The 14046-nt window shown below is 67.3% G+C and carries 14 protein-coding genes and 1 riboswitch; all 14 genes read right to left on the bottom strand.

The annotated features are described in order from the left end of the window. Positions 1–33 precede the first annotated feature (33 nt). On the bottom strand, positions 34–783 hold the full coding sequence (locus H6B31_RS11595) for a CIS tube protein (protein ID WP_204898658.1): 750 nt from the start codon (positions 781–783) through the stop codon (positions 34–36). A gap of 35 nt (positions 784–818) precedes the next feature. Further along, a complete protein-coding gene (locus H6B31_RS11600) occupies positions 819–4574 on the bottom strand; it encodes a hypothetical protein (protein WP_204898659.1) in 3756 nt (1251 codons plus the stop codon). Beyond that, on the bottom strand, positions 4574–4990 hold the full coding sequence (locus H6B31_RS11605) for a contractile injection system inner tube protein (RefSeq protein ID WP_204898660.1): 417 nt from the start codon (positions 4988–4990) through the stop codon (positions 4574–4576). The genes H6B31_RS11600 and H6B31_RS11605 overlap by 1 nt, the downstream gene beginning before the upstream one ends. 53 nt (positions 4991–5043) lie before the next feature. Further along, the gene (locus H6B31_RS11610) at positions 5044–5532 is read right to left on the bottom strand and encodes a phage tail protein (protein WP_204898661.1); all 489 of its coding nucleotides are present in this window, start codon (positions 5530–5532) and stop codon (positions 5044–5046) included. Positions 5533–5553: 21 nt separating this feature from the next. Then, positions 5554–5736, bottom strand: coding sequence for a DUF6760 family protein (locus H6B31_RS11615; protein ID WP_204898671.1), 183 nt, complete (start codon positions 5734–5736; stop codon positions 5554–5556). A gap of 137 nt (positions 5737–5873) precedes the next feature. Continuing rightward, positions 5874–6233 carry a phage tail assembly protein gene (locus H6B31_RS11620; protein ID WP_204898662.1) on the bottom strand — a complete coding sequence of 120 codons (360 nt, stop codon included), beginning with the start codon at positions 6231–6233 and terminating at the stop codon, positions 5874–5876. A gap of 80 nt (positions 6234–6313) precedes the next feature. Continuing rightward, entirely contained in the window at positions 6314–6793 is a 480-nt protein-coding gene (locus tag H6B31_RS11625) for a phage tail protein (RefSeq protein ID WP_204898663.1), read from the bottom strand. A gap of 43 nt (positions 6794–6836) precedes the next feature. Further along, positions 6837–8573 carry a phage tail sheath family protein gene (locus tag H6B31_RS11630; protein WP_346014074.1) on the bottom strand — a complete coding sequence of 579 codons (1737 nt, stop codon included), beginning with the start codon at positions 8571–8573 and terminating at the stop codon, positions 6837–6839. Between the two features lie 226 nt (positions 8574–8799). Next, on the bottom strand, positions 8800–9246 hold the full coding sequence (locus tag H6B31_RS11635) for a hypothetical protein (protein ID WP_204898665.1): 447 nt from the start codon (positions 9244–9246) through the stop codon (positions 8800–8802). A gap of 13 nt (positions 9247–9259) precedes the next feature. After that, complete coding sequence (locus tag H6B31_RS11640) at positions 9260–9649, bottom strand: hypothetical protein (protein ID WP_204898666.1); 390 nt, start codon at positions 9647–9649, stop codon at positions 9260–9262. Further along, the gene (locus tag H6B31_RS11645; RefSeq protein ID WP_204898667.1) at positions 9549–10607 is read right to left on the bottom strand and encodes a hypothetical protein; all 1059 of its coding nucleotides are present in this window, start codon (positions 10605–10607) and stop codon (positions 9549–9551) included. The genes H6B31_RS11640 and H6B31_RS11645 overlap by 101 nt, the downstream gene beginning before the upstream one ends. After that, positions 10604–10969 carry a response regulator gene (locus H6B31_RS11650; RefSeq protein WP_204898668.1) on the bottom strand — a complete coding sequence of 122 codons (366 nt, stop codon included), beginning with the start codon at positions 10967–10969 and terminating at the stop codon, positions 10604–10606. The genes H6B31_RS11645 and H6B31_RS11650 overlap by 4 nt, the downstream gene beginning before the upstream one ends. Positions 10970–11186: 217 nt before the next feature. Beyond that, a complete protein-coding gene (locus tag H6B31_RS11655) occupies positions 11187–12833 on the bottom strand; it encodes a Na+/H+ antiporter NhaC family protein (protein ID WP_204898669.1) in 1647 nt (548 codons plus the stop codon). Between the two features lie 134 nt (positions 12834–12967). Further along, positions 12968–13138, bottom strand: a riboswitch (Lysine riboswitch). A 199-nt stretch (positions 13139–13337) separates the two neighbouring features. Beyond that, on the bottom strand, positions 13338–13754 hold the full coding sequence (locus H6B31_RS11660; protein WP_243419016.1) for a PaaI family thioesterase: 417 nt from the start codon (positions 13752–13754) through the stop codon (positions 13338–13340). Positions 13755–14046 lie beyond the last annotated feature (292 nt).

Here is a 14046-nt window from a genome sequence, read left to right on the forward strand (position 1 = left end):
CCGCCCCACCTCCTCTCTTGCAGACGCGGCGCCTCACGGCTCCTTTTTCAGGGCCGGCAGAACCAGCCGCTCCCCCGAGCGGAGCTGCCGCGGGTTGGACAGGCGGTTGGCGTCCGCGATGGCCCGCCACTGCTCCGGCTGTCCGTACTCCTTGGCGGACAGGGCCCACAGGGAGTCCCCCTGGTGCACCGTCCGGTATTTGGTGGTGTCCGGCGACTCCAGAGGGCGGGTCACCCCCACCTTGTCCGGGGCGATATACTCCTGAAACGTACAGTCCATCCAGGCCCGCAGGGGCATCCCCTGTTCGCTGAACCGGACAAACTGGATGCTGCAGCGGATCAGGTGGCCGGTGAACTGGAGGGAGGACCACTTCAGCTTCAGCAGGGGCGGCACATGCTTGTCCGCGTCAATTTCCATCAGCCGATACACCTTGTTGGTGTAGGTTCGCACGTCGATGGATTTGGTCAGGGAGGGCAGGAGGCTGTTCCCCGCAAAGCTCAGTTTCTGAACCGTGCCGCCGCCCACCTCGCTGCCCGCGGACATGCTGTCAAAGAACAGTTTGAACTGGAGGATCTCCGATCCCCCGCCGGTGTACTGGACAAGGGGGGTGTTGGTGGCGATTCCCTGGGACTGGGCATAGCGCACCTCCCGGCTCTGGGAGTAGCTCTCCGGATTGTAAAGCACCTCGATGGTCTCTTTTTTTCCGTCGATCTCCGCGGAAATCGTCATTTTTTCCAGCGGCACCAGGATATTGGGATTCGGCACGCCGAGATACACGGACACCCCTCCTCTCTTCCAACGTCTGCGTTTTCTTCCGGTTACAGGCCCAGCCTCCGCCGCTCCCGGCGGATGCGGTCCTCAATCATGCGGTAGACCCGGTCGGCGGTGCGCTGCAGCTCCGCCTCGCTGATGCGCGGGGCCTGCTGCCCGGCCTGCCGCTCCTCCCGGCCCGGCTTCTCCCGGTAGGTCATGGGCGCCGCCGGGGGCCGGTAGTTGGGAGCCGTCCACTGGACGGCGTTCCCCTCCCCCTGGGAAGGCAGGGAGGCAATGTTCCGCGCGGTCCCCATACTCTGGACGCTCTGGGCCGCCCCCTCCCGCAGGAACCTCCTGGCCCAGTCGGGAAGGCTCTTGACATACGCCGACTCCGCCGGAGAGCCGCTCTCCCCGGCTGTCTGCGCCGGATCGGGCGGGGCCGCCCCAGCCGGAACCGGCCCATAGGACAGCTCCAGCGGCTCCAGCGCCGCCGCGGGGCGGGCTGCGCTCCGGGCCCCGGTGTGCTGGGACAGGCGGGCCGTCAGGGGCCGTTTTCCCCTCCCGCTCTCCGGAACGCCTGTGCCCGCCTGGGGCGCCGGTCCGCTCCGGCCCCCGGCCTCCCGGGCCGGGCGGCCAGAAACCATATGGGTCCCAGCCGGGGCCGCTGGGATTTGGTACAGATCCAGCGGGCCGCCCGCCAGGGCGGGACCTCCCGCGGCCTCTCCGGGCGTCAGCTCCGCCGGACCGGGGCCCTGTTCCAGCGCTCCGCCCACCCGGATGTCCCGGGCGGCGGTCTCCAGCCCCAAGGGCGCTCCGGTGCGCGCTCCGGCCAGCCGCCGGGGCTGCTCCGGCTCCTCCCCCTGAGAGGCGGCGGCCATTCCGCTCTCCGCTCCCTCCTGGTTCAGAAAGGCCAGGGAAAGCGCTCCACCGGCTTCCGCCGTCCACGCCTCCCCGGACCCGCTCCAGCCCGGTTCCCCAGGCATGCCCGCCACCGGTCCCAGCGTGCGGATTTCCCGCGCCGTCCGGAGGAGGCCGCCCGGTCCTGTCCTGTGGGTGCGGGGCGCTCCGCCCCGCTCTGTCTCTGCGCCGGCGGGGCCGCCTCCCGTCTGGCGGGGGGCGGTCCGCCTTGTGCTCTGCTCCCCGGCGGGCTCTGCCCGCTGCCGGACTGCTTCCGCCGGGCCGTCCTTTCGGCCCTGGAGAGACTCGCGGATTCCAGGGGCTCCTTTCGAGCTCTGCCCCTCCGCCCGGTCAGGCCGTGCGCGCTCCGCCGGGCCGGTTTTTTCCGTCCCCTGCGGCGCCGCGGCTCCACGGTCTGCTCCCGTTTGGGGCGCCGCCCCGTCTCCTGGGCGGCGGCCCGCCTGTGTTCTGCCATCCGGCCTGCCGGCCATCTCCCCGCCGCCCGGTTCCCCGGGGCGGTGGGTCAGCTCCACGCCGGGCAGGGGGCTCCAGCTCTGGGCCGTGCCCTCCTCCTGGACCGGATGCCCCTGGCCGGGCGCCGTGCGGCCCAGGGGGGCGGTTCGGATCTCCCAAGCGGCTCCCGGGCCCTCTGTCCGGGCCCGCGCTCCGCGCTCCGGGCGGAAGGCGCTCTGTTCCAGGGAAGCTCCCGGCTCCCGCGGGGTTCGGGCCGCTCCCTTTTGGGCGCTGTCCGCCCCTTGGCGGGGCGTCTCTCCCCGGATCGGGAGTGTTCCGGCCGTCTCTCTCTCCGGCGGCAGCATGCCGCCGTCCGCTCCGCTCTGGGGGCCCTCCTCCCGGAATGTCAGCTCTGTGCCGGGCGGCGGAACATCCAGCTCCCTGCCGGACGTCTCCCCACCGCCTAAGTCGGCCGCTGCCGCCAGCGGACCGGGCGCAGTCAGCCCCTCGGCCAGGACACGGATGTCCTGGGCGGACGTCAGGCCCGGGGCGCTCCCCAAGGCGGGCGCCCCCGCTCCGGAGATTTGGTCCGCGCCCCCCTCCCGGGGGACGGGCGCGCCCTCCCGGCGCATGCTCCGCTGCTCCGTGGGCCTCTGGAATCCGTCCGTCTGTCCGGCGGACAGGTCGGGCGCGGCCCCGGGACCGGCTGTCTTTCCCCGCACGGTCTCCTGCTGAGGACCGGCCTCCGCCCCGGCCCGGTGTGCCGGACCAAGTGCGCCCCCCTCCGGGGCCTTGCTCCGGGCTGTGGGCCCGTTCTGCTTGGGCGTGCGGTCTCCCGCCGCCTCCCGGATCTCTGTCCCATGGGGCAGATCCATCCCGGCGCTTTGGGGGTATTCCTGGGGGAGGCGGTCCGCCTCCCCGGCCGGTTCCTTCCAATAGGTCAGCTCCGCCCCGGGTACCGGCAGCTCGGTTCCCGCCTCGGCTCCCGTGCGGTCCGGCCGGCTGTCCCGGCGCATATTCAGCGCCGCCTCCAGTCCAGGGCCGCCCACCCGCGGGTCCCGCGCCGTGGTGGAGATGGGCGCCGTCACGCCGGCGGCGTTCTCCGGGGACAGCCCCGCCGCTCCCGTCCCGCCTGTCTGAGGCTGGGCCGCCGGAGCGCCGGTCTCTTTTGCGGACGCGGCAGCTTCCGCCGGAAGGCGGCTCTGCCCGGATCTAGGGGGCTCCGGCCCCTGCGCCGGATTTTCCGCGGCGGCGGAGAACTCTCCCCTCTGCCGCTCCGGCTGTGCCGGCGGCTCCTGATTTCCCCGGCCGGAGGGGCTTCGGCCCTGTCTCCGTCCGGACGGCCCCGGAGCCGCAGCGCTGTGCCGCGCCCCTGCCTCCCCAGTCTCCTCAGTTTTCTCCGCCCAAAGGAGCTCCGGCTCCACCGGCTGTCCATGTCCCTGGGCCGGGGCTGTGCGCCCGGACGTCTTTTCTTCCCGCGGGCGGCGGACGTCCCCGCTCGTTCTGCCCTGCTGCCGGACTTCTGGGGTCGAAGGAACGGCCTGCTTCCCCGAACCCGCCTGCACATCCGGCTCCGGCTGGGTGCGCTCCGGCGTCCGGTCCGCAAAGCGGCCGGTTCGGCGCTCCATGGCATGGTCCGGGATGCGGCGGGTCTCCCGCTCCAGGGTCTGCTCCACACGCCGGCGCACCTGCTCCTGGAGCTGCTCCGCCGCCTGACGGGCCGTCCGCTCCAGAGCCGGAGCCTGAGCCATCGAAGGCGCCGCTCCATCCTCCCCGGCCTCCTCCCGGTGGGTCAGCTCCTCCCGGGGCATGATCCGAGACACCGAGGCTGCCCGGGGCAGGCGGGTGCGGGCCTCCCCCTCCACTGCGTTCATGCGGCCGGTTTCCGCAGCGGCCGGTCCCACGCCCTCCCGCAGATCCTGAAAAACCTGCGCAAGCGCCTCCGCCTGCCGCCCCAGAGTCCCCGGAGCCGACGGGATCTTGGACGCTTCTCTGCCCTTTGCCGCTGCTTCCGCCAAAAGGAAGGGGCCGAAGCGGTTCTCCTGCACCAGGGTCTGTGAGATATTCTGGCGCAGAACGCCCATTGGGGAGGCGGGCGTCCTCTCCTCCAGGCGCGGGCGGGCCGGGGACTGGGCCGCCGGTCTGTCCCGCACCTCCCGGATCTGGAGGATGCGCTCCACAATGCGCTCGGTGGCCCTGCGCTGCTCGCTCTCCCCCTTCTCCCGGCGGAGGGCCTCCAGCACCAGGTGCAGGTCCACCTGGATCACCGGCGGGACCGCCGGGGCGGTTTGGGATTCCTCCCCCTCCTCCAGCAGGTCCAGGGGCACATAGGACCAGCGCCCCTCCTCCTTCCGGGCCCGGTCCAGGATCTCCTGGGAAAAGGCCTGCGCCAGCGCGCCGAAGGGGGACAGCAAAAGACGCTCCTGGGAGAGCACGCCCATGCCGGGCTTTGTCACTGCAATGGATTCCATCAGTAGCACCCGTTGTGGATCAGCTCAATGCGGCTGACGGCCACGCTGGCCTGGTTGCTGTTCAGCTGGGGGCCCACATACTTCTGCAGATGCGCCCCCACTACGGACCACTCCCGCTGGGCTTCGCCGAAGCTGTCCCGGAGGATGATGGTCCCCGCCAGAGGGATGGACATCCCCTGGTTCACCATGGCCATCAGCAGGGAGACGCTGTCCACCGTGGTGACCACACCCTGCTCCAGTACCAGAGTCTGGGGCTTGGTGTTTTTAAAGAAGAAGCGAGGGTAATTGCTCCCGCCCTCCGTGTAGACCTCGTAGTCCACCTCCATATCCAGGCCGGAGACCGACAGAAACCCGCCGGACAGGACGGCCCCCGTCCCGATCAGCATTACATCAAAATAGGCGCCGGAAAGTGCCACGCCGGTCCCTCCCTCCATGGATCAATCCGGGGGCTCAGCCCCCGCAGCACTGTTCAAATCTCCGTTGTCCGCTCCAAGCCGGTGATGGCGAAGGTGATGCTCTCGGTGAGCACCTCGCTGCGGCTGCTGTCCATGGGGTCCAGCTCATAGCCGATGGGCATGGCCCCCTGGAGAATCCAGCCCACCGCCGGCTCTCCCTTCTGGTCCAGGGCGATCACCTGGACGGTCCGCCGCAGGTCGGAGCCGGTGGGCCCCGTGTAGGCGCTGGCCCCGGCGGAGAGCAGCCAGTCCAAAAACTCGTTGTCCCCCACCACGCCCTTGCTCAGGGTCACCGGGGCGTAGCTGGTAAACACCGGGGTGTACTCCTTGACCCCCCGGTTGTCGTCGCCGTCCCGGGTCTGAATGGTCTCCACCTCCATGCGCACGCCGGAGAAGCGGCTGAAGGCGGCGGAAATCTGCTGGCTGTCCCCCACGCGGATGAGGAACCGGAAGGCCGTCAGCGGGTCCGGCCGGCGCAGGTCCTGGGTCCCTTGTTCTGGCATATCAGCTGCTCACCTCCCGTCTCAGCGAAACTCGATGCTCTTCCGGCTGTCGCCGCTGAGCTTTTTGTTGATGGCTGATACCTCCCGGCACCAGCGACGCCGCTCCCAGTGGTCCAGCTCCATCAGGTCCTCGTTGGACCAGTGGAGGTAGTAGGCCAGAAACGCCATCTCCTGGTACAGGCGCTCCTGGGGGTAGAGCGACACCCCCCGGGTGTGCTTGGGGGACAGGGGGGTCTCCGGCCGGCGCGGGATGCCCTGCCACGGAAAGCGGACCGCCTCATCCGGCTCCGGCGGCGGAAGCCGCCGGATGGGAAGCCCCTCGTTCTCCTCCGAAGCCCACTCTAGCCCAGCAAAAAATCCAGCGGCACCTCAAACTGCTGATTGCAGTGGGGGCAGGTGATCTGGTAGTGGGGCATCTCGGACATGTTGATGCGCTGATACATGTCCTGGAGGTAGGCCAGGTCCATGGTGAACAGGTTTTCGATCACCCGGGTATTCACCGTGCTCAGGGTGCCCAGCTTGGTGATCACACGGGAGAGCAGGATGATGGTGAGATAGCCCGAGTTCTGCTGGACCCTGGGGTCCCGCAGGGGCAGGATCTCGTCCGCCGCCGTGGCCAGGCGCATGGTGCCCCGCTTGTGCAGATCTCCATTCTGGTCCACATAGCCCTTGGGCAGCTCAAATTCAAATTCGGTCTGCATAATGTCCTCCTATGCGCAGGCGGTAATTCCCCGCAGCCCACAGGCGTGACCGCCTGTGGGCTGTGAGAGAGGCATCAGAATCAGATGGTCGAGGGCTCGCCGGCCACAGCGCCGGGGGTGTGCTCCAGACCCTCGTGGCACAGCTCCAGGGACTGGATGGCCACCTCGCCGCCCATGCCGTTCAGGTCGGGCACGGTGTAGCCCACAGGCCAGGCGTTGATCAGGTTCCAGGAGGGACCCGGGTTGCCCGCGTCGTCGATGAGGGTGATGGTCACGTTGTGGCGGACCATGCCGGTGGGAGGCGCGGTATTGGTGGGGGCCACCGAGTAGACCCAGTCCAGGAAGTCGCTGTCGTCGGACACGCCCCAGCGCAGGGTCACATTGCCGAACTTGGTCAGCCCCGCCAGCTTCCGGGGGGTGTTGCGCAGGTCGTCGCCTTCACGGTACTCCACGGCGTCGGTGGAGGAGCTCATGCCGGACACTTCCGAGAAGCCCGCACGGCTGATCCCATCGATCTCCACCTGGTACCGAAATACTCTATAAGGGTAATTGATAGCCATGATTTATCTTCGTCCTTTCTGTATCAGTCTGGGAGGCGCGGGATCATTCCGAGGCGGTCTTCTGGGTGATGCGGAAGATGACAAACTCGGCGGGTTTGACGGGGGCGATGCCGATCTGGCAGATCAGGCGGCCGTTGTCAATGTCGTCCTGAGTCATGGTAGTGGGTCCGCACTCCACAAAGAAGGCCTCAGAGGGGGTGGAGCCCGCCAGGGCGCCGTCCCGCCAGCAGGTGGCCAGGAAGGTCTCGATGGTGCGGGTCACCCGGTTCCACAGGGTGGTGGAGTTGGGCTCAAAGACCACCCAGTTGGTGTTGGCCTTGATGGACTCCTCCACATAGATGAACAGGCGGCGGACGTTCAGGTACTTCCACAGGCCGTTGGAGCTGATGGTGCGGGCGCCCCACACCCGGATGCCCCGGCCGGTGAAGGACCGGATCAGGTTGACGCCGATGGGGTTGAGGATATCCTGCTCCCCCTCGTTATAGGCGCAGGACAGGCCGGTGCAGCCCCGGACCACCTCGTTGGCGGGGGCCTTGTGCACGCCCCGCTCAATGTCGGTGCGGGCGTAGATGCCGGCCATGGCGCCGGAGGGCGGGAAGTAGGCGGACCGCTTGGCGCCGGCGTCGTACATCTCCAGCCAGGGGTGGTACATGGCCGCGTAGGTGGAGTCGTACATATCCCGGAAGTTGGCCACATCGTTGGTCTTCTTCAGCTCCATGGGCACGTCCAGAATGGCGAAGCAGCTCTTCTTGTTCTCACAGAAGGCGATGAGGGACGCCTGGACCTCGGGGGCGGTGACGCCGGGGATGGCCATGATGGAGACATTGCCGTTCTCCTGGAAGGCCTGCAGGCCAGTGCGCTTGCCCGGGCCGTCGTCCTTGCCCAGGAAGGCGTCGGGGGTGACGGTGAGGACAGAGCCGTTGCTGCCGCCCTGGAGGGTGAGGACCAGCTCGCTGCCGGAGCCGCCGCACAGCTCATAGGGCACGATGGAGGCGGCCTTGGGGGCGGGCGCGGGGATCTCCTTGCCGTCCTTGTCCTTCTCCTTGGGGGCGGGGGCGGCGGGGGCCTTGGCCGCCGTCACCTCCACGCAGATGAGATCGGACTTGGCGGTCTTGACGCACACGTTGTTCAGGGCGTCGGGCTTCAGGGACAGGTTCTCAAAGGTCTCCACCGTCTCGCCCAGGCGGGCGGTGAGGGTGATCTCGCAGGTCTTGATGTACTTGGCGGTGCCCACCTTGGTGTCGGCCACATCCAGGGTGCAGGGGGCGTCCAGGGTGACCACCTTGTCCAGCACGCTCTTTACCGTGGCGTGGGCGGCGGTCTTGCCGTCAAAGAGCTCCACCACGTCGCCGGGGTTGAAGCCGTCGGCGTTCTTCAGGGTCAGGTCGGCCCCGTTCACCGCCAGGACCTGGGTCTTGGCCTTGGAGGCGGGGGTGACCACCACCCGCAGATCCTCCGCCCAGGCGCCGGGGTTGGCGGCGGTGAGCTTCAGCACGCCGGCGGTGCGGCTGCCCGCCTTGGCGTCGCCGGGCACCGCCCGCATGATGTAGGCCCGGGCGCCGCCGTTGGCGAAGAACTGTTCCACCGCATAGGGCAGGAAGCGGTTGCTGCCGTAGGCGGCCTGGCTGAGATAGCCTCCGTACATCCGCTTGTAGTCGGCAAAGCTGGTGACCAGCTGGGGCTGTCCGATGACCGGCCCCCGCTCCGCCAGGCCGACGAAGCCGGCGGTGCTGGTACTCACGCCCTGCATGGGTGTTGCGCCGGAATCATACTCCTCCACGTAAACACCCGGGGATAAATACTCTGCCATGTCTTTGCTTCACGCCTCGCGTATCGGCTGGGGACCGGACGTGAAGCGCCCCTCCTTTCTATGATAAAATGTTGCTTGCTGATATATATCTCCGAAACCGCAGACCAGAGTCCGCTTCAACCTCCGCGGAGGGGCGGCGCCTCTCCCGCTCCCTCCGGATGGAGGGGAGAGCCGTCCGCCGGGGCCCCGCGAAGCTTCAAGCAGGCCCGGCCGTGTTTGGATTCCTTGGTAAGACGAGGCCCTGGGCCCCGGCCGCGATCCGCTCCCACTGGGAGGAGAGGACGGCGGCGTTATATTCCAGCGCGGCGGCGATGCGCTCCCGCGCCTCAAAGCGCTCGGTGAGCCGGGCGCTGGTGCGGAACACGATCCGCTCCTCCTGGAGGAAAAAGCTCCCCCGGACCACCCGGCTGTTCAGTTCGGAGCACAGCTCCAGCGCCCGCTCCCGCCGGGTCACCCGGGCGGGGTGGATGCCGTAGACCAGCACCAGGCTTCCCCGGCAGTCGCACACCGTCTGCCACCGGCAGCCCCGGCTGGCAAAGCGGAGCCGGAACCGGTTCCCCTCCCGCTGGAAGGCCGCCCCGCTGCGCTCCAGCAGAGCCCGCAGCTCCTCCGCCCCGTCCGGAGGCAGATCAAATTCCTTCACGGCAGTCCGCCCCCTATCCCTGTAAGTTGGCCGGATCAAAGGCCGGTCCCGGGCTCTCCTGTGCCGTCAGCCCCCGGGGGGCATCCAGCAGAGGGACGGGGCTCTCCGGCACCGGGAAGGGCTCCGTCTCCGGCTCCCCCTCGGGCATGCGGAAGGAGGTCTCCTCCGCCGGCCCCGCCTGGAGCTCCAGCAGCTCCGCCATTCCCTGGTTGCCCACCCAGCCGGCCAGCTCCTCCAGTTTGGAGGGAGGCAGGTCCAGCAGGGACTCCCCCGCCAGCACCGCCCGGGCGGCCAGCCCGGCGTCACTCAGCCGCTCCCGCTCCGGAGTCCGGCGGTTCTCCTCCGCCCTCCGGTCCTGAGGCTGTTCCCTCTGGCGCTCCCGCGCCTGGCTCTGCTGCTCCATCGGCCCCTCCTTCCCCGTCCTCCGGGGGCGGCTCCTCCGCCCCCACCGCCTCCCGCAGGGCCTGGTCCAGGGCTCCGGCAAAGCCGGGCTCCGTAAAGGCGGCCAGGGCCTCTGTCGCCCGGTCGGACAGGAAGCGCAGCTTGTTGATAAACTCCTGCTTCATCTGGGCCTTTTTTGCAATCAGGGCCTCCATCCGGGCGGCCGCGTTCTGGAGGGCGGCCTTCTCCCGGCCGTCTCCCGCCTCCCGCAGCTGCCGCCGGTACTGCTCCAGCAGCTCCTGCTCCCGGCTGTCGTCCAAAAAGGGGTACATGGTGCGCAGGGTATCCGCCCCGTCCTGTCCCATCTCGCTTCGGCCCAGGGCCAGGTCCTGCATGTCCTCCACCGTCCGGCGGGCGTCCCGCAGGGTGTCCACCACCAGGCCCACGGCGCTGTGGGTGAAGCCCCGGTTGAACACCACCTTGTCCGGGCTGTGTCCGGGGACGTTGCGCATGGGGGACGCCTTCTCAAAGAGCTTGCGCTGCTGCCACTTGTCCGGCTGGGACTGGCCCACCGTCTTTTTCAGGCAGGAGAAGAGCATCATCTGCCCCGTCCCCTCCAGCACCGCGCCGGAGAGGGTGCCCCGCTGAAAGGCGGTCTCAGAGAAGCGCCGGACCATGTCCTGGTCCTCCGGCCGGGAGCGCTCATAGAAGGAGCGGGCTGAGGTCTGATCCGGCATCTGGTTTTCGCCGGAGGTCTGATCCGCCCCCTCCTCCGTCCGCCCTCCGGCCAGCTCTTGGGCGTGGCGGCGGCCGATGGCGTCAAAGGTCTGCTGAAAGCTCTCGGTGACGTGATAGAGGGGGTCCCGGTGCTGAAACTGCTCGGTGCCCGCCGCCCAGGCCATCTGCCTGCGCAGGGTGTCCTCCATGGAGCGCCCGGCGGGGGCCTCCTGGGCCCTCCGTCTGGTCTGAATCCAGCTCATCCCATCCGCCTCCCCAGGGCCAGGCCCATGCTCCGGACCACGTTTCGGAACTGCACCGGCCGCAGGATAAAGTCCACGCAGTGCAGGCGCATCCCCCGGATGGCAAATTCCGGGGTGTCGTCCACCAGAATGATGCGGCACGCCCGGTCCCGGTCCCGCAGCTGCCGCGCCTGTGAAAAGCCGGAGCTGCCCCCGAAGCCCATGTAGACGATGTCGAAGGGCTCCGGCTCCTCCGCGAAGCCGTCTGGCGAGGAAAAACACTCAAGAACCGCCGGCACCTGATACAGGACGCAAAACTGCTGAATCCAGCCCCGCAGCCGCTCGGCGGACTCCGGGCTATTTTCGCATACGGCAATTCTCATCGTCTTTTCCTCCGCCCGTTTCCTCCCCGCTTTGGATCGAACGTATCATATCAAACTCCCAAAAGCCCCTGCAACGAAACCGACCTGAATACCTCTTATTTGGGGCAAACGACAGTCCCTCCCCTCCGGTTCCCGACGAGCCCGCGAAAATAAAAACGTGCCGCGGAACCTCAGCGGTTCCGCGGCACATTCTGCGTACCTAATGTCTGTGCGTTATTTATTTAGTCACGTCGTCGCCCATGCGCTTCATGACAACCAGGAAGCCCAGTAGCAGCACCAGCCCAAAGGGCAGGGCCAGGATGCCCGGCGCGCCGAAGTGGACCAGCAGGCCGGCCACCACATAGGACACAAAGGCGATGGCGGCGCACACAATGGCATAGGGGAGCTGGGTGGACACGTGGTTCACATGGTCGCACTGGGCCCCCGCCGAGGCCATGATGGTGGTGTCGGAGATGGGGGAGCAGTGGTCCCCGCACACGGCGCCCGCCATGCTGGCGGAGATGCAGATGATGCCCAGGGGGTTGTCCAGGGGGAAGATGGCCATGGTAATGGGAATCAGGATGCCGAAGGTGCCCCAGGAGGTGCCGGTGGCAAAGGCCAGCAGGCACCCGATGGCGAACACGATGGCGGGCAGGAAGAACTGCACGCTCCGGGCATAGGTGTTCACAAAATACTCCACAAAGGGGGTGGCCCCCAGGGAGTCGGTCATGGCCTTCAGGGACCAGGCAAAGGTGAGGATCATGATGGCGGGCACCATGGCCTTGAAGCCCTCGGGGATGCACTCCATCATCTGCTTGAAGGTCATGGCCTTCCGCACCCAGTAGAAAATCAGGGCGAACAGCAGCCCGAAAGAGGAGCCCAGCATCAGGCCGATGGAGGCGTCCGAGCTGGAGAAGGCCCCGGGGATGTTCAGGTAGTTCTCGCTGGCGGCGTCAAAGAAGGAGCCGGAGTAGAGCATGCCGGTGACACAGGCCACGATCAGCACCACGATGGGCAGCACCAGGTCGGCCACCGCACCCTTGGTGTCGTCCGGATCGTCCTCCATGAGGCCGGCGTAGGGGTTGGAACCGGAGAACAGATCTCCGGTCTTGATGGCGTTGCGCTCAAACTTCAGCATGGGGCCGAACTCCACCTTCATCAGCACCATGGCGATCATCATGGCGATGGTGAACAGGGCATAGAAGTTATAGGGGATGGCCCGGATGAACACCGCCAGTCCCTGGCCGTCGGGCACATAGCTGGACACGGCGGCCGCCCAGGAGCTGATGGGGGCGATGATGCACACCGGGGCGGCGGTGGCGTCGATCACATAGGCCAGCTTCACCCGGGAGACCCGGTGCTTGTCGGTAATGGGCCGCATCACGGAACCCACGGTGAGGCAGTTGAAGTAGTCGTCAATAAAGATCAGCACGCCCAGCACGATGGCGGCCATCTGGGCCCCCACCCGGCTTTTGATGTTCTTCGCCGCCCAGCGGCCGAAGGCGGCGGAGCCCCCCGCCTTGTTCATCAGGCACACCATGGCCCCCAGGATGACCAGGAACACCAGAATGCCCACGTTGTAGGAGTCGGACAGCACGGAGACGATGCCGTCCTCAAACACATGGAGGACCGTCCCCTCAAAGTTGAAGCCGGAGTACAGCAGTCCGCCCACCAGAATTCCGATGAACAGGGAGGAGTACACCTCTTTTGTGATCAGAGCCAGTCCAATGGCCACCACCGGGGGCAGCAGGGCCCAGGGGGTGGCGTAAAAGGGGCTGACAAACTCCTCCGCCTCCTCCCCCGCGGCAAAGGCCCCGGTGGTCATGGCCATGACCACCAGCACCAGCACCGCCAGCAGAGGCAGCCAGGTTCTCATTTTTCTCATATCTCATTTCCCTCCATTTGACTCATTCCAGGCCCGCACGGCCCACATTCGCGCAAACAAAAAGCCATGAACGCGGAACGCGCCCATGGCAAGCCAAACACCCTCCCCGCTCCGGCATGCTCCGGCGGGGAAAGCCTCTGGATAGCGCTCCACAAATCTGTGACAGTCCGCGGGATCTTCTCCCAACGGCCCAGGGTCCCCGTCCAGGCAGACAAGGGTGCCCTTCGGCGGTCCGCCCTCTCCCGGAGGACGGCTGCCTGGCCTTGTCCCCCGGTACGCATGCGCACCGCGCCTCTATCCTGTATTTTTGCTGAATGTCTTTGTATCCTACCACGCTATCCCAGAAATGTCAAGCGCTTTCCCCAAAACACGACACATTTGGGGAAGATAGGGGTGATGACATAGGAGTCACCGCGTGCACCGCAGGCGCACCATTTCAATCAAGTCCGGCAAAGCCGGACACCGCAATTCTGCATTCTGCATTCTAAATTCTTCATTTACTCCTCACCACTGGTCCATCATAAAAAAGGTGAAGGTCCCCGTGGCCACCAGCTTCCCCTCCGCGTTGGACAGCTCCACCTGGATCACCGACAGGGTGTGCCCCTCCTTCTTGGGGGTGGCCACGCAGGTGATATAGGGGCCCTCCGCCGGGCGGAGAAACTCCATGGACTGACTGGCGGTAACGCAGCTGCGCCCCCGGGCGCAGGCGCAGTTTCCGCCCACCGTGTCCGCCAGGGCAGCCAGCGCGCCCCCGTGGACCTTCCCGTGGGGGTTCAGGCTGTCCCGGGTCACCTGCAGGAACCCCTCCGCCCGGCCGGGCTCAATTTTTGTCACAAAAATCCCGTTGGCGGTGGAAAACTGGTGGGGCCGGTTGGAGCGGCACTCCAGGGGCTTCAGATTCACCGGCATAGACTCATCCATACTCGTTTTCTGCTCCTCTCTCTTTTCCGTGTTTGCCGTCTAGTGTATCATAAAACCGCCCCGCCAGCAACCCCGGTCCCTCTCCCGCCCGATGCGCATAGAATGTGGGGAATCCACATCCCATCGGGAGGTAATCTGTCATGGAAACCAGCCAGCTCGACCCCAAGCTCTCCCTCCAGCCCTTTGACCCGGAGGTCTTTCAGCGGGTCTGGAACCGGGTGATGCCCGACCAGGACCGCAGCCCCATCGCCATGGACGCCCCGGCCCAGCCCGCCGTCCCGGCCCTCTCCCC

It is taken from the genome of Pseudoflavonifractor capillosus (assembly GCF_016899775.1).
Taxonomy (GTDB): domain Bacteria; phylum Bacillota; class Clostridia; order Oscillospirales; family Oscillospiraceae; genus Lawsonibacter.